The following is a 15,077-nucleotide window of genomic DNA, read 5'->3' on the forward strand; positions in this document are numbered from 1 at the left end:
GACGGCTGTATTTAAGAGACATCCCAATGCCAACCGCTTCGGTACGAACCTGCCCGCGGATGGCAAGTGGGCGGGAGAGAAGGGCAACTCGGCGTGGACCCCCGACCCGAATACGCCCAAGGGGCAGGAGATTCTCAAGGCCACGGAAGGCAAACCCATCCAGTTCAAGGACGGGTACCCTGACTTCTCACCCTTCTCTCAGAAGAACGTGAGCATCGAGATGAAGGGCGACCACTACCAAGACTTCAAGGCCGCCAACATGAAGGCCGGCTTCGGTGACACGGCAACCCCTCCTCCAGGTATGACCTGGCATCACCATGAGGACGGAAAGACGATGATGCTCGTGCCGCAGAAGATCAACAACAACGTGCCACACACGGGTGGCGCATCCGTCGTGAAGGACGCAGGGTACTGACCTCATGAAACTTCAATTCACCCACGGAAAAGAGCCGCTGACCCCCGAGCGTATCCAGGAGGTGGAAGCACAGCTCGGCCGCAAGCTCCCGGATGAGTACAAGCGCTTCCTGCTGAAGCAGCACGGTGGGCACCCGGAGCCGTGCGAGTTCGAGTTCGTCCGCCAGGGAGAGAAGGACTGGGCCGTCATCGCCTACTTCCTGAACCTGGGCGACGAACACGAGACCCTCTCCGAGTACCTCATCAGCTACGAAGACCGCATTCCCCGGGACACGCTCCCCATCGCGCGTGACCCGGGAGGCAATCCCATCCTCCTGGCCGTCTCCGGGAAGAACCAGGGCAAGGTCTACTTCTGGATGCGGGAGTACGAGCCCGACGACCCGGACGAGGTTCAGGAGTACGACCACCTGGGGTTTGTCGCGAACAGCCTGGACGAGTTCCTGGGAGCGCTGACGAAGCGCCCATGACGCCGGAGTACTTCGCCACCGTCCGGCCCACGTACCTGGAGAGCTGGCCCGCGGCCCTGCGGGCGCTGTCGCTGCGCCAGGTGGCCGTGCCGTTGACGCGCGAAGAGACCGAAGTCCTGTTCCAGCGAGCCGTGGCTCCGCCCACGGGGTGGAGTTCCGGCGCCGTGCCCCCGGGGTTGGAGCGGGTGGCGCAAGCCCTGGAGGAGGCCCTGGCGCAATTCCCGGCGGGCGCCATGGTGCGCCTGGGCTCGCGCAGCGCGAAGGACTCCCGCTACGCACTGCACCGGGGACTCCGGGTGGACGGCGCGGCCGGGGCGCTGGCGATGCTCACGAGCGGCTCCGAGCGAGTGGCCTTCGACCTGCGGCTCGCGCTGCGCCACGGGTACCTTCCCCAGCTCTTCGTCCGGGAGTGGCTCCACCTGCCGGCCTGGGCGGAGCTGCGCTGCTTCATGCGGGGCCGGCGCCTGGTGGGCATCTCCCAGTACGACTGCCGCGGCCTGGGCTTCAGCGAGGAGCTGCACGCGAACGCGCCGCGCCTGCGCGTCGCCGTGGAGGCCTTCTTCGAGACCTTCCGCGAGGCCTGCCACCTGGAGGATGTGGTGTTCGACGTGTTCGCCGTCACGCCACTGCCCGACGGCAACGCGCCTCCGGCCATCCGCCTGCTGGAGCTCAACCCCTTCTTCCCGAAGACCGACGCGGGCCTCTTCTCCTGGGAGCATGGCGGGGACTTCGATGGCTCCTTCCGCATCGTCGGTGAGGGATTGGGCAATCCGTTGCGCCGCGCGAAGTGAGTGCACGGCCTGTCTGGGTACCCCGCTACTCCCGCCGAGGTGGCACTGACCCGGTAGGACCTGACGTGCCCGCCTGACGGGGCGTGTATCGACTGACAGAGGTGGCCCGTCAGGCTTCGTGGAATACTGCCCTTGGGGGGAAAGCGCCGGTCCCGGGAGACATCGTATTGACCCTCGCTGCATTGATTTCCATCGTCGGTACCTGTCTGGGACTCGTGGTGGCCGCGCTCAGCTTCGGCTTCTCGAGCGCGCCTGGCTGGAAGGACCACCGGCTGCCCGCGTGGAGCGCGCTGATGTTGAGCGGCTACTCGGCCACCAACATCGTCACCGCCATGCCGGGCGTGCCCGATGACCTGGTGGCGCTGGGGTGCCGCGGGTCCATGGTCTTCATCGCGCTGTTCTGCGCCAGCTGGGTGGCGCACGGCGCGCTGTTCCTGATGGGGCGCTTCGAGGTGCTGGACCAGGCCGTGCTGGGCCTGCTGGGGCTGGTGGTCTTCCTCGTGCCGTGGCCCGGCGTCCTCTCCACGTCTCGAATCGTGCTCGTCGAGGCGTCCTGGCTGGAGCTGAGCTACCGGACGCTGGAGCTGACCTTCCTGGGCCACGTGGCCCTGGGCCTCTTCTGCGTCAGCCTCTTGTTGCCCACGGTGCGCTTCGGGCGCGCCTGGTGGCGCAAGGAGGCCGAGGTGGGCCCGGTCTTTCTGGGCATGGCCCTCAATCTCCCCGTCGCCATCAACGACAGCCTCGTCGTGGCGGGAGTCATCAGCACACCGCTCCTGACGGAGCTCAGCCCCATGCTCATCGTGGGGCTCTTCGGGATGCAGATGACCCGCCGCTTCGTGGCCAACGCGAAGTCGCTGGAGGAGCTCCGGGTGGCACTGGAGGAGAAGGTGTCCCAGCGCACGGCCGAGCTGACCCGGATGCAGGCGGAGTTGATGCGTCACGAGAAGCTGGCGGCCATCGGGCAATTGGCGGCGGGGGTGGCCCATGAAATCAACAACCCCAGCGCCGCGGTGGCGGCCAACCTCCGCTATCTGCAGGACGGGCTGGCCGGTGGCCAGCTCCCCGAGGACAGCCGGGCGTGCATCGACGAGTCGCTCGCGAGCGTGCAGCGCATCAGCCGCATCGTGCGCCAGTTGCTCGATGCGGGGCGGGCCGCGGCCGCTCCCGCGCCCACCGGCGCCCACGAAGTCGCCAGCGCGGTGGAGGCGGCCCTGGCCATCATCCGGGCCACCCACGAGCGGTCCATCACCTTCTCCATGAGCGTGCCCCGGGGGCTGTACGCCGTGGGCAGTCAGGACCTGCTCGAGCAGGTGCTCGTCAACCTCATGTCGAATGCCATACATGCCATTCCCCCCGGCAGGACGGATGGGGAGGTCCGCGTGGAGGCCTGGCGTGAGGGCGACTCGGTCCGCCTCCGGGTGTCCGACAATGGCGTGGGCATGTCCCGGGACGTGCAGCAGCGCCTCTTCGAGCCCTTCTTCACCACCAAGGAGCCGGGGATGGGAACGGGACTGGGGCTGTCCGTGTCGCTGGGCTTGCTGCGCACGATTGACGCCACCATCCACGTGGAGAGCACGCCGGGCCAGGGCAGCACCTTCACCGTGGAATTGCGCGTGGCCGCTGTTCCCGCGGCCGCGCCGGTTCCCCTGACGGTCGCGGAGCGCGCGCACCGGCCGAGGCTGCTGCTGGTGGACGACGAGCCGAACGTGCGCGAGGCGCTGCGCCGTACGCTGCAGGGCCGCTTCGAGGTGACCCTGGCCAGCGGCCCTACGGAGGCGCTGGGGCGCCTGGCGGGGCCGGACCGCTTCGACGTGGTGCTCTGCGACATGACGATGCCGGAGGGCGGCGGGCCGGCCTTCCACCGCGAGCTGTGCGCGCGAGACGCCTCACTCGCCCGGCGCACCGTCTTCTACACCGGAGGCGTGACGTCCACGGAGGCGCGTGACTTCATCGCCCGGTACTCGCTGCCGGTGCTGGAGAAGCCCTTCGACCTCGGCGCCTTCCTGAAGCTGGTCGACCAGGTGCTGCCGCGGCAGACGTGAGCCGTCCCGGTAGGCGGAGCGGCATGTCCCACGCAAGCCGCGAGGGCCGTCAGGCCGTGCCGCGTCCAGGCGTGATGACCGCCGCGGCGAAGCGCTCCATCTCCTCGAGCTGGGGGCTCATCTGGAGCAGCAGCAGGTCCACGCCGGCGGCCTCGAACTCGGCGATGCGCTCGCGCACGCGCGAGGGCGTGCCCACCAGCCCCGGCCGGAGACCCCGGTTGGACACCGAGTACTCCTGAATCTTCAGCTCCCGCTCCAGCTACGTGCCGGACAGCCACTGCTCGAAGTTCGCGAAGCCCGGGGCCTCGCGGTCGAGCGTGGTGATGCGCTCCAGCTCCGCGTCGGCCTCCGCCTGGGTTGGGGGAAAGGTCGGGCGTACGCCATTAACGAGATGCGTCAGGGGCCGCATGAAGAACAGCCGCTCGCACCAGCAGTGGGGGCAGGCACTCAGGCGCCTTCGCGAGGTTCTTCCTGGCGCGGAGACACGCTCCTCGGCTGATAGCGTTCGTGCACCAACCACCGCGCGAGAGCGCGAGGAGAGTCCGCGTGACAGGCATGGGTAGGGCGTCGTTCTTCGGCCTTCTGGGTGCGGCACTGTCTTTCGTCGGCGGCTGTGCGACCTCGAATGACAGCCCGCCGAAGCCCGGTACCTCGTACACGCCTGTCTTCCGTGCCGACTTCCCGGACCCGTTCGTCCTCGAGCACGAAGGGCAGTACCTCGCCTACGCGACGAACTCGGGCGGCGTGAACGTGCAGATGGCGACGTCCACCGACCTGACGAGCTGGCGCGCCCTCTGGGATGAGAAGACGCCTGGCCGCCGTCACGACGCGATGCCCGTCCTGCCTCCCTGGGTGAAGGAGGGCTTCACCTGGGCGCCCGAGGTGCTGAAGACACCGGGCGGCTTCGTGCTCTATTTCACCGCGCGCCACGCGGCCAGCGGCCTCCAGTGCGTCGGAGCCGCGACCAGCCAGGACCCGCGCGGCCCCTTCACCTCGCAAGCCACCGAGCCCCTCGTGTGTCAGTTCGAGCTCGGCGGCACGATTGACGCGAGCCCGTTCCGCGCGCCGGACGGGCAGCTCTACCTCTACTTCAAGAACGATGGGAACAACCCCGTCGCCAACAAGCCCACGGAGATCTTCGCCCAGCGCCTGTCGCCCGACGGGCTCGGCGTGATGGGCGAGCCCGTGTCCCTGCTCCGCAACGACCAGCCCTGGGAGGGACACGTCGTCGAGGCCCCGGCGATGGTCGAGCGGGACGGCGCCTATGTCCTGTTCTTCTCCGCCAATGACTATGGCTGGCAGGACACGCAGAGCATCTCGAGCTACGCGATGGGGTACGCCACCTGCGAGGGGCCGCTGGGGCCCTGCGCGGATGCGCCGGAGAACCCCATCCTCGCCAGCACGTCCCAGCCCTGCCTCAGTGGCCCCGGCCACCAGTCCGCGTTCCAGGTCGACGGCAGGGACTACCTCGTCTTCCACGCCTGGGCGCCGACCTCGTCCTGCAGGCCCGCGCACCAGGGCCGCTACATGCACATCGCCCAGCTGTCCTGGAACGACGGCGCGCCCCGGCTTGCTCCGCTCGAGGCGCGCTGAACTCCCGTCCGTGCCTAGATGCGGGCGCGGATGCCCAGCGAGAAGATGCGCTCCTCGTAGCGCACGTCGCGGGGGTAGGTGTCACCCTCGGCGGTGAACCGCCGGAAGCTCCGGTAGGGGTTGCCGAGGATGTTCGACACGTCGAAGGTGAAGGTGAGGTTCTCCCAGCCCTTCGCCGTCCAGGGCGAGTAGCTCGCCGAGAAGTCGAGGCGCGAGACGCCGTCCACGAACTCGCCCGTGAAGCCTTCACCGTCCGGGTTCTGCGTGTAGGCGGTAATCCAGCGGCTGCGATAGTTGTAGGCCAGACGGGCGGAGAGCCTGTCGCGCTCGTACATCGCGACGAGGTTGTAGGACCAGTTCGAGACGTTGGGGATGCGGCCCGTCTCGCCCAGCCCGAGCTCGAAGCCCGTGGGGAAGGCCTGCTCGTCGTTCAGATAGGTGACGTTGCCGTAGGCGCCGAAGCCCCGGAGCCAGCCCTGGGGGAGGAAGTCGAAGAAGCTCCCGACCGACGCCTCGAAGCCCTGGATGCGGCCCTCGCCGCCGTTGAACGGGATGTTCACGCGGACGCGGTCAGGCCCATAGACGGGGTGGTCCAGCGTCGCGTCGAGGTTCGTGATGAAGCCCTCGAGGTCGCGGCGGAACCCGGCGAGTGACGCCATGCCCGTCTGCCAGAAGTAGTACTCGAGCGAGGCGTCGTAGTTGTTCGAGCGCACGGGCTCGAGCTCGGGGTTGCCGCCGCTGCCGGTAATCTGGCAGCCCGGGGGCGGGTTGGGCTCCGACAGACAGGGCGGCGGCGAGTTGAGGACCGTCGGGCGCAGCTGGTCGAAGCCCGGCCGCGTGCGGGTCTGGTTGGCCGAGAGCCTCAGGTGGAGGTCCGGCATGAGCCGGACTCGGGCGATGGCGCTGGGCAGCACGTCGGTGTACCGCCCGCTGCCCTGCTGGGCGGTGCCGTTCGGGGGGGTGGTGGTCACGGTGGTGTACGTGCTCACGACCCGGGCGCCGACGACACCGTCCACGGGGATGGGGCCCACCTTGAACTCGTAGCGGGCCTGTCCGTACCAGGCGAAGCTCTGCTCGTTCGCGTCGAAGGTCCGCGTCCGCTCGGGCGCGCCCGGGTTGAAGCCCTGGATGGCGCGCAGCCGCTCCACGTTGTCCCGGATGCTGTCGTACGTCGGGGTGACCCACGTGCGCTGGTCCTGGATGCCGCCGCCACCGCGGAAGCCGCCGCGGAACACATGGAGGTCCACCGGCATCTCGGAGAGCGGCGTCCCGGCCGCCAGCAGGCAGGGCGCGTCGGGGTTGCCGCCGTCGTCATTGGCGCAGTAGCGCTGGCCATTCTCCTGGTACGCGGTGCGCGCCGTGTGCCGGAACCCGACCTCCACCTTGGGGATGTAGGCGAAGCCGGTCTTCACCTCGGCGTCCGTCCGGAACTGCCAGTCGCCACCCGCCGCGACGTATGACCGGTCGAAGAAGCCGAGATAGCGGAAGTTGGCGGGGTCCGTCAGGTCGAAGCCCGGGAGCTCGAACTCCACGCCGCCGGGGCCCCTCGGCACGTCGAAGTTGACGTTGAAGGTGGGGGAGGTGGCCAGCTCCTGGTCGAAGCTGTAGAGCGACAGGTCGAACCGGCTGTCCGTGCGCGCGATGTCGGTCGTGATGCGCAGCGGCCCCGATTCATACACACCGCCCACGGCCACCTGGAAGGTGTCGGTCTGGCGGTAGGTCGCGCCCTGGAACATGAACGGCCGCGAGGCATTCTCGACGGTGAGGCTCTGCCCCTGGTCCACCGTGCCCGGCCGCAACGTCACGCCGGTATACCGCGCGCCCTCACCCCGCAGCCGCATCTCCAGCTGACGGTCCGAGACGCTGTCGCGGTAGCCCTGCCAGAGTCCGTCGACGAAGAACTCGAGGTCGGACCGCGGGCGCCACTGCACCGACGCGTTCACCGACGGCCGCTCGCGCTGGCCGCCGCCGTAGAAGATGCCGACGGCCTCGGGGAAGCGGAACTGCTCGCCCGTCTCGGACGCGCCGGTGGCGATGACACCGGAGTTCCAGCGCGCGGAGTCGAGATAGTTGAGGCGGGTATAGGAGGCGTTGACCAGCGCGCCGACCTCGCCCAGCTCGGTCTTCCAGCGGTCGGTGACCAGGAGGTTGGCGTTCGGGTCGAACCTGCCGGACTGGCTGGCGTGGGTCACGCGCACGGAGCCCGAGACCTCGAAGCCCTCGAAGTCGAGCGGCCGGCGCGAGCGGACGTCGATGAGACCGGCGAGGCCCGCCTCGACCTGGTTGGCGGTCGTGGTCTTGTAGACCTCGAGGGCCGCGATGCCGCCCGCGGGGAAGTCCGCGAGCGCGACGTTGCGCGTCTCGGCGGTGAAGATTTCCCGGCCGTTGTAGGTCGTCGTGACGTCCGGCAGACCGCGCACCAGCACCTGGCCGGCCGCTTCGCCGCGCGCACGGTCCACCTGGACGCCCGGAATGCGCGCCGCCGTCTCGGAGACCGTGACGTCCGGCAGCTTGCCGATGTCCTCCGCCACGACGGTGTCGACAATCTGGTCGGCGTTGCGCTTCACGCTCTGCGCCTGCTGCATGCTGCGCTGCAGGCCGACGACGACGATTTCCTCGCTGAAGTCCTCGTCGCCCAGCTCCGGAATCTCCGCGGTCGCGACGGTCTCCGCGGGCACGGGCACGCCCGCGTCCGCCTGCGGCGGGGGGCTCTGCGCCACGCCCGCGTCCGTTGCCTGCGGCGGTGCGGCCTCAGCAGGCGCCTGCGCGGGCTCCGGGGTCTGCACGGGCGCTTCGGTCTGGGGCGCCTGCGCCCCCGCGGACGATGTGGAGAGAATCAGGAATGCGGTGGATGTCGAACACAGAAGGAGCGGCTTCAAACGCATCTAAATGCTCTCCCCAGTAAATCATTGAGTTCGGGTTTGTAGGGGTGGCGTCTGCCTGATGCTTACAGGTGTGTCAAGGCGAGTTATCAGTGAGTCAGGGCGCATGTGAATGAGACGCCATGCGTCAAATACTGCTAAAACGGGAAGTGCTCGCCGGAGGGATTCGACATGTCTCTTCAGAGGCGACCGCCTGGCGCATCGCGCGTTGTCCTCGGAGGTCTCCACGAGCTGTGTGCTATGACGCCGGCCCCCCGCTCGCGCACGCGCGCGTTCATGTTCATCCCAGGAGGCATCGTGGAACGGACCCCCTTTGGTACGGCCCCAGGAGGACAGCCCGTCGATGTCTACACCCTCACCAACAAGCAGGGGATGGAGGCGCGGGTCACCAACTACGGTGGAATCATTCTCAGCCTGAGGGTGCCGGACCGGGACGGCCGCTTCGACGACGTGGTGCTGGGCTACGACTCGCTCGCGGGCTACCTGGCGGAGTCCCCGTACTTCGGCGCGCTGATTGGCCGCTACGGCAACCGCATTGCCCGGGGCCGTTTCACGCTGGATGGCCAGCAATACACCCTGGCGACGAACAATGGCGTGAACCACCTGCATGGCGGTCTCAAGGGCTTCGACAAGGTGGTGTGGACGGTGCAACCGTTTGAAAATGAACAGGGCATGGGTCTCGTCCTCACCTACGTCAGCCCCGACGGCGAGGAGGGCTACCCGGGCACCCTGACCGCGACCGTCACCTATACGCTGACGGCTGATAACACGCTCGTCTTCGACTACCACGCCACCACGGACAAGGCGACGCCGGTCAATCTCACACAGCACAGCTATTTCAACCTGGCCGGCGACGGAAAGCGCGACATCCTGGGGCATGTCGTCACCATCAACGCGGACCGCTTCGTGCCCATCGACCCGACGTCCATCCCCCTCGGGGACCTCCGCGACGTGACGGGCACGCCGTTCGACTTCAGGCGGCCCACGGCCATCGGCGCGCGCATCGGTCAGGACGACGAGCAGCTGCGCAACGGGCTGGGCTACGACCACAGCCTCGTGCTCGACAAGGGCGGCACGCCTGGGGCGCTGACGCTGGCCGCGCACGTCCTGGAGCCCACCACCGGCCGGGTGATGGAGCTCCACACCACCGAGCCGGGCATGCAGTTCTACTCGGGCAACTTCCTCGACGGCACGCTGAAGGGGAAGAAGGGCGCCGTCTATCACCACCGCTTCGGCTTCGCGATGGAGACCCAGCACCTGCCGGACTCGCCGAACCAGCCCGCTTTCCCCTCGACGATTCTGCGCCCCGGTGAGCACTACCGCTCACGCTCCGTCTACCGATTCTCCGTCTCGGGCGCGTGAGCCCTGTCCCTCCGCAACGGGTGAAGACAACGATGACGCTACGCGAACAGGTCGAGCAGGATTTCCGTCAACGCTTCGGCGCGGCCCCCACCGCGGTCGTGCGGTCTCCGGGCCGCGTCAACCTCATCGGAGAGCACACCGATTACAACGACGGCTTCGTGCTCCCCATCGCCATCGACCGCGAGGTGTGGGTCGCGCTGCGGCCACGTGACGACCGCCGCGTCATCGTCCACTCGCTCGACTACGACGCGTCCCTCTCCTTCGAACTCGGGCCGCTCTCGCGCACCGGCAAGGAGTGGGGGGAGTACGTGAAGGGGGTGGCCTGGGCGCTCCAGGAGGCGGGGCACGCGCTGAAGGGCTGGGAGGGCGTGCTGAGCGGGAATGTGCCGCGCGGCGCGGGGCTGTCCTCCTCCGCGGCCGTGGAGCTGGCCATCCAGCGCGCCTTCGCCACCGTGAGCGGACTGCCGTGGCAGCCCGCCCCCATGGCGCTGCTCGGCCAGCGGGTCGAGAACCAGTGGCTCGGCCTCAAGACGGGCATCATGGACCAGATGATTGTCGCGGCGGGCCGCGAGGACCACGCGCTGCTCATCGACTGCCGTGACCTGTCGCTCCAGCCCGTGCCGGTTCCCTCGGGGGCGGTGGTGGTCGTGCTCGACACGGGAACCCGCCGCGGGCTGGTGGACTCCGCCTACAACGAGCGCCGGAGCCAGTGCGAGGAGGCCGCGCGCTTCTTTGGCGTCAAGGCGCTGCGCGACGTCGACATGGCGACCTTCTCGGCGCGCATGGGCGAGCTCGACCCGCTGGTCCGCCGCCGCGCGCGGCACGTCATCACCGAGAACGACCGCACCCTGCAGGCCGCCGAGGCCATGCGGGCCGGAGACCTCGCGCGGCTGGGCCGGTTGATGGACGCCAGCCACGACAGCCTGCGTGACGACTTCGAGGTCACCAACGACGCGCTCAACACCATCGTGGCGCTCGCGCGGTCGCAGCAGGGGTGTCTCGGAGCCCGGATGACGGGCGCCGGCTTCGGCGGCTGCGCCGTGGCCCTGGTTTCGCCCGAACACGCCGAGGCGTTCGTCCAGGGCGTCGAGGCGAAGTACCAGCAGGCCACGGGAAACACGCCACGGTGTTACGTGTGTCACGCGGCGGATGGGGCGAGCGTCGTCTGAACGCGCGCGCCGCTCTGCGTGGATGAAGGCTTGTCAGCCCGGCGGAAGTTCACGAAGCTTTGACGCTTCGCCGGGCGTCGTTGCTGCCCCCCAGGAACGTGAACGATGGCTGATGTGCTGCTGCGGGATGTGCGGAAGCGATATGGCGCCCAGGAGGTGATTCACGGTGTCTCGCTCGAGCTGAAACACCGGGAGTTCATTGTCTTCGTCGGCCCTTCGGGGTGCGGCAAGTCGACCCTGCTGCGAATGATTGCCGGGCTGGAGCAGATCAGCGACGGCGAAATCCTCATCGGCGGGCGCCGCGTCAATGACACGCCGCCCGGCGACCGGGGCGTGGCCATGGTCTTCCAGAACTACGCCCTGTATCCGCACATGACGGCGGCGGACAACATGTCCTTCGGCCTGCGCAACATCGGCACGCCGCGCGCGGAAATCGAGGAGCGCGTGGCCGCCGCCGCGAGGACGCTGCAGATCGAGCACCTGCTGAAGCGCCGTCCCTCGGAGATGTCCGGCGGTCAGCGCCAGCGCATCGCCATCGGCCGCGCCATCGTCCGCCGGCCCAACGTCTTCCTGTTCGACGAGCCGCTGTCCAACCTGGACGCGGCGCTGCGGGTGCAGATGCGGGTGGAGCTGGTGCAGCTCCACCAGCGGCTCGACGCCACCTCCATCTACGTCACCCACGACCAGGTCGAGGCGATGACCATGGCCGACCGCATCGTCGTCTTCCGCGACGGGCGCATCGAGCAGGTGGGCACGCCACTCGAGGTCTACCGGACGCCCGCGAACACCTTCGTCGCGGGCTTCATCGGCGCCCCCAAGATGAACCTGCTCGAAACGCGGGTGACCGCCGCCAGCACCGGGCGGGTGGAGGTCGCGCTGCCCGGCGGCCGGGCCGAGCTGGCGGTGGATGGCCGCGCGCTGGCCTCGGGCGCGAGCGTCACCTTCGGAGTCCGGCCCGAGCACCTGCGGCGGACCGCGGGCGAGGGCGTCTTCCGGGGCCAGGTGAAGGCGCTGGAGCGGCTGGGGCGCGAGACGCTGCTGCATGTCACGGGCACCGACGGCGCCTCGCTCATCGCCACCGACACGGGCGACAGCCCGGTCCGCATCGGTGACACCGTGGCCCTGGCGCTGGAGCCCGGCAGTGGCCGGCTCTTCGGCGGGAATGGGGCGGCGCTGCCTCCCGCCGCCGCGAGCGCCGCATGAGGGAGCCCGCGATGACTGTCACCTCCGTCCAGGACGCCGGCTCACGGCCCCACGGGCTGGCGCGGTACCGCGACGCCCTCTCCGGCTATGCCTTCCTGGCGCCCTTCCTCGCGTTCTACGCCGTCTTCCTGCTCTATCCGTTCGGCCTCGGCCTGTGGATGAGCCTGCACGACTGGGAAATCGTCGGGGACTACCGCGAGTTCATCGGCCTGCTGAACTACCAGGAGCTGTGGGACGACCCCTACTTCTGGGAGGCCCTGAAGCGCACCCTGCAGTTCGCGGCCATCACCGCCCCGGCGGCGACGGTGCTCGGCCTGGTGCTGGCCCTGGCGCTCAACGGGCCGCTGCGACTCCATGGCGCGCTGCGCGCCGTCTTCTTCGCCTCCAACATCTTCTCGGTCACCGTCGTCACGCTGGTGTGGTCGATGGTGCTCAACCCCGACCGGGGCCTCATCGCGAACGGTATGCGGGCCGTGGGGCTGGAGCCCATCGCCTTCCTGGCCGACCAGGACTGGGCCATGCCGGCGCTGGTGGTGACGACGCTGTGGTGGGTCGCGGGCTTCCCGATGGCGCTCTTCCTCGCCGGGCTGCAGCAGATTCCCCCGGAGGTCTACGAGGCCGCCCGGCTCGACAATGCCTCGCGCTGGGCGGTGCTGCGGCGCATCACCCTGCCGGCGCTGGCCCGCACGACGCTGCTCGTGGTGGTGCTGCAGACCGTCATGCACCTCCAGGTCTTCGGCCAGCCGCTGCTGATGACGCGCGGCGGGCCCGCCAACTCCACCCGGCCGCTGGTGCAGCTCATCTACGAGACGAGCTTCCGCGACTGGCGTTCCGGCTATGCCTCCACGGTCTCCGTGGTGCTGTTCGTCATGATGTTCTGCGTGGCGCTCCTGCAGTTCCGCCTGTCGCGGCAGGAGGGGGATTGAAGCCATGAACCGGACCTTCGGAGACCGCCTCATCCTCGTCCTGGTGATTGGCGCCGCGTTCGTGTGGATGATGCCCATGCTGTGGGTGCTGAGCCTGTCGCTCCGGCCCAACGAGGAGCTGGTCCGCTCCACCGCTGGCATCCTGCCGTGGCCCAAGACGCTGGAGCACTTCGCCACCTTGCTGCGGGTGTCGCTGACGCCGCGCTGGCTGCTCAACAGCGTGATTGTCGCCTTCGGCATGACGGCGTTGACGCTGTTGCTGTCGTCGCTCGCCGGCTACGCCTTCGCGCGCATCGACTTTCCCGGCCGTCGCGCCGTCTTCCTGCTGGTGATGGCCGGGTTGATGATTCCGGAGCAGGCCATCCTCGTGCCGCTGCACGCCATGCTCGCGGACTGGGAGATGCACAACACCTACTTCTCCCTCATCGCTCCCCGTCTGGCGGGGCCGATGGGGGTGTTCCTGATGACGCAGTTCTTCAAGGCCGTCCCGCGCGAGCTGGAGGAGGCCGCGGAGCTCGACAACGCGAGCCGGCTGAAGATCTTCTGGTCGGTGATGCTGCCGCTGTCCCGTCCGGCGCTGACGACGCTCGGCATCTTCACCTTCCTGTTCGCCTGGAACGACTTCCTCTGGCCCGTCGTCACCGCGACGCAGCCGGAGATGTACACGCTCAGCGTCGGCCTCGGCTCGTTGCAGGGCAACTTCGCGATGTCGGAGGGGCTCGGCTTCCTGATGGCCTCGGCCGTCTTCGCCAGCGCGCCGATGGTCATCCTCTACGTCGTGTTCCAGCGCTACATCGTGCAGGGCATCACCCTGACCAGTGGCAAGTGAGCGGCTCCCCATGACGATGAAGACGCTACTTCCGGCGACGATGCTGCTGGCCGCCGCCCTCGGCGCCACCCCCGCGCGGGCCGCGACGGAGATTTCGCTGTTCCGCTTCTTCGGCGGCTGCAGCGACGAGTACGCCAACGTCACCGACTTGTCGAAGGCCGTCGGTGAGTGCGGCATCATCCAGGTGCTCGCCAACAAGTTCAACGCGGAGAACAAGGACGGCATCGTCGTCAAGACGCAGTCGGTGGAGTGGGGCGTCTACTACGACCGCCTGAGCGCCAACGTCGCCGGCCGCACCCCGCCCGACATCGCCGTCATGCACCGCAGCGTCCTGCCGAACTACCAGGTGCGCGGGCTCGTCGAGCCGCTGGGCAAGCACTTCGCCACGGTGGGCGTCGACGTCGCCGACTTCGTGCCGGTGGCGCGCGAAGGCGTCAGCGCCAACGGTGAAATCTGGGCCCTGCCTTTCGACCTGCACTCCCTCCTGTGGCACGTCAACGCGGACCTGTTCGTCAAGGCAGGGCTCGTCGACGAGAAGGGCCAGCCGAAGCTGCCTGGCAGCCCGGAGGAGCTGCTGCGGCACGCCGAGACGATGAAGGCCCGGACCGGCAAGGCGTACCTGGCCATTCCCTCGCAGGCGGACCCCATGCCGACCTGGCAGTACCTCTCCTGGGTGTGGCAGCAGGGCGGCAACATCGTCGACGCCGAGAAGCGCGAGGCGCTGCTGGAGTCCAAGGAGAGCCGGGAGGCGCTGCGTCTGCTCAACGTGCTCTACGCGGCGGGCCACGCCAACCGGAAGCACGACTACACCGCGGCGCAGCAGGCCTTCCTCTCCGGCGAGGCGGCGGTGCTCATCAATGGCACCTGGGGTGTCGACGTCTACGCGGCGCAGGCCAGGAATCCGAACTCGGCCCTCAAGAACTATGTCGTTCGCGACATGCCCAACCTCTACGGCAAGGAGGCGGTCTGGTCCGACAGCCACATCTGGGTGCTGCCGAAGCAGTCGAAGCCCGATGCCGCGAAGCTGAAGGCGGCGCTCACCTTCCTGAAGTTCCTCAACGACCACAACTTCCACTGGGCGCGGACCGGACACCTGCCGGTGCGTGCCTCGGTGCTCGCGAGCGCCGAGATGCGGGCCCTGCCGCACCGCTCGGAGTACACCCGCACCGCCACCATCGCCACGGGGCTGCCGCCCATCCAGTACCAGCGCGCCCTCATGGACCTGCTCATCAACGAGCTGAACTCGACCTGGCTCATCAACAAGCCCCAGGACAAGGCCCTGGCGAACTCACAGCGGGCGGCCTCCAGCATCCTGCGCCGCTCCCGGCGGAGATAGACGCCGCCCACGCCTCCCTGCCTGCCCAGGTTCCAGGCCCCGTGCCAGCCACGGCGCTGCTGG

The 15,077-nt window shown here is 68.7% G+C and carries 14 protein-coding genes; 11 read left to right on the top strand and 3 right to left on the bottom strand.

The window, feature by feature from the left end; translation table 11 throughout:
• The 4 genes from HG543_RS23385 to HG543_RS23400 all read left to right on the top strand — a co-directional run.
• On the top strand, positions 1 to 415 hold a 415-nt coding region (locus HG543_RS23385), incomplete at its 5' end, for an HNH endonuclease (protein ID WP_169347058.1).
• A gap of 4 nt (positions 416 to 419) precedes the next feature.
• A complete protein-coding gene (locus tag HG543_RS23390; protein ID WP_169347059.1) occupies positions 420 to 881 on the top strand; it encodes an SMI1/KNR4 family protein in 462 nt (153 codons plus the stop codon).
• Complete coding sequence (locus tag HG543_RS23395) at positions 878 to 1,672, top strand: cell division cycle protein 123 family protein (RefSeq protein WP_169347060.1); 795 nt, start codon at positions 878 to 880, stop codon at positions 1,670 to 1,672. The genes HG543_RS23390 and HG543_RS23395 overlap by 4 nt, the downstream gene beginning before the upstream one ends.
• 167 nt (positions 1,673 to 1,839) lie before the next feature.
• Positions 1,840 to 3,714, top strand: a complete 1,875-nt coding sequence (locus tag HG543_RS23400; RefSeq protein ID WP_169347061.1) for a hybrid sensor histidine kinase/response regulator — start codon at positions 1,840 to 1,842, stop codon at positions 3,712 to 3,714.
• A 49-nt stretch (positions 3,715 to 3,763) separates the two neighbouring features.
• Here HG543_RS23400 and HG543_RS54580 read toward each other — a convergent pair whose 3' ends face one another.
• Together HG543_RS54580 and HG543_RS54585 are read right to left on the bottom strand one after the other, a co-directional pair.
• Positions 3,764 to 3,940, bottom strand: a complete 177-nt coding sequence (locus tag HG543_RS54580; RefSeq protein WP_211194113.1) for a hypothetical protein — start codon at positions 3,938 to 3,940, stop codon at positions 3,764 to 3,766.
• 33 nt (positions 3,941 to 3,973) lie between these two features.
• Positions 3,974 to 4,123 (bottom strand): hypothetical protein, encoded by a 150-nt coding sequence (locus HG543_RS54585; RefSeq protein ID WP_211194114.1) that lies wholly within the window; start codon positions 4,121 to 4,123, stop codon positions 3,974 to 3,976.
• Positions 4,124 to 4,269: 146 nt separating this feature from the next.
• Between HG543_RS54585 and HG543_RS23410 the strand changes: the two genes are divergently transcribed.
• Positions 4,270 to 5,307: a glycoside hydrolase family 43 protein gene (locus HG543_RS23410; RefSeq protein WP_211194116.1), complete on the top strand. Its 1,038-nt coding sequence runs from the start codon at positions 4,270 to 4,272 to the stop codon at positions 5,305 to 5,307.
• 14 nt (positions 5,308 to 5,321) lie between these two features.
• Here HG543_RS23410 and HG543_RS23415 read toward each other — a convergent pair whose 3' ends face one another.
• Positions 5,322 to 8,027, bottom strand: a complete 2,706-nt coding sequence (locus HG543_RS23415; protein WP_169347063.1) for a TonB-dependent receptor — start codon at positions 8,025 to 8,027, stop codon at positions 5,322 to 5,324.
• Positions 8,028 to 8,486: 459 nt separating this feature from the next.
• Here HG543_RS23415 and HG543_RS23420 point away from each other — a divergent pair, with 459 nt between their 5' ends.
• From HG543_RS23420 to HG543_RS23445, 6 genes are all read left to right on the top strand, one after another.
• Entirely contained in the window at positions 8,487 to 9,551 is a 1,065-nt protein-coding gene (locus HG543_RS23420) for a galactose-1-epimerase (protein WP_169347064.1), read from the top strand.
• Between the two features lie 32 nt (positions 9,552 to 9,583).
• Positions 9,584 to 10,720 (top strand): galactokinase, encoded by a 1,137-nt coding sequence (galK, locus tag HG543_RS23425; RefSeq protein ID WP_169347065.1) that lies wholly within the window; start codon positions 9,584 to 9,586, stop codon positions 10,718 to 10,720.
• A gap of 105 nt (positions 10,721 to 10,825) precedes the next feature.
• Complete coding sequence (locus tag HG543_RS23430) at positions 10,826 to 11,923, top strand: ABC transporter ATP-binding protein (protein WP_169347066.1); 1,098 nt, start codon at positions 10,826 to 10,828, stop codon at positions 11,921 to 11,923.
• Between the two features lie 11 nt (positions 11,924 to 11,934).
• The gene (locus HG543_RS23435) at positions 11,935 to 12,849 is read left to right on the top strand and encodes a carbohydrate ABC transporter permease (protein WP_246357243.1); all 915 of its coding nucleotides are present in this window, start codon (positions 11,935 to 11,937) and stop codon (positions 12,847 to 12,849) included.
• Between the two features lie 4 nt (positions 12,850 to 12,853).
• Positions 12,854 to 13,678 (top strand): carbohydrate ABC transporter permease, encoded by an 825-nt coding sequence (locus tag HG543_RS23440; protein WP_169347068.1) that lies wholly within the window; start codon positions 12,854 to 12,856, stop codon positions 13,676 to 13,678.
• Positions 13,679 to 13,694: 16 nt separating this feature from the next.
• Entirely contained in the window at positions 13,695 to 15,014 is a 1,320-nt protein-coding gene (locus tag HG543_RS23445; protein ID WP_169347069.1) for an extracellular solute-binding protein, read from the top strand.
• Positions 15,015 to 15,077 lie beyond the last annotated feature (63 nt).

The sequence above is a fragment of the Pyxidicoccus fallax genome (assembly GCF_012933655.1).
In the GTDB taxonomy this organism is placed as follows: Bacteria; Myxococcota; Myxococcia; order Myxococcales; family Myxococcaceae; genus Myxococcus; species Myxococcus fallax.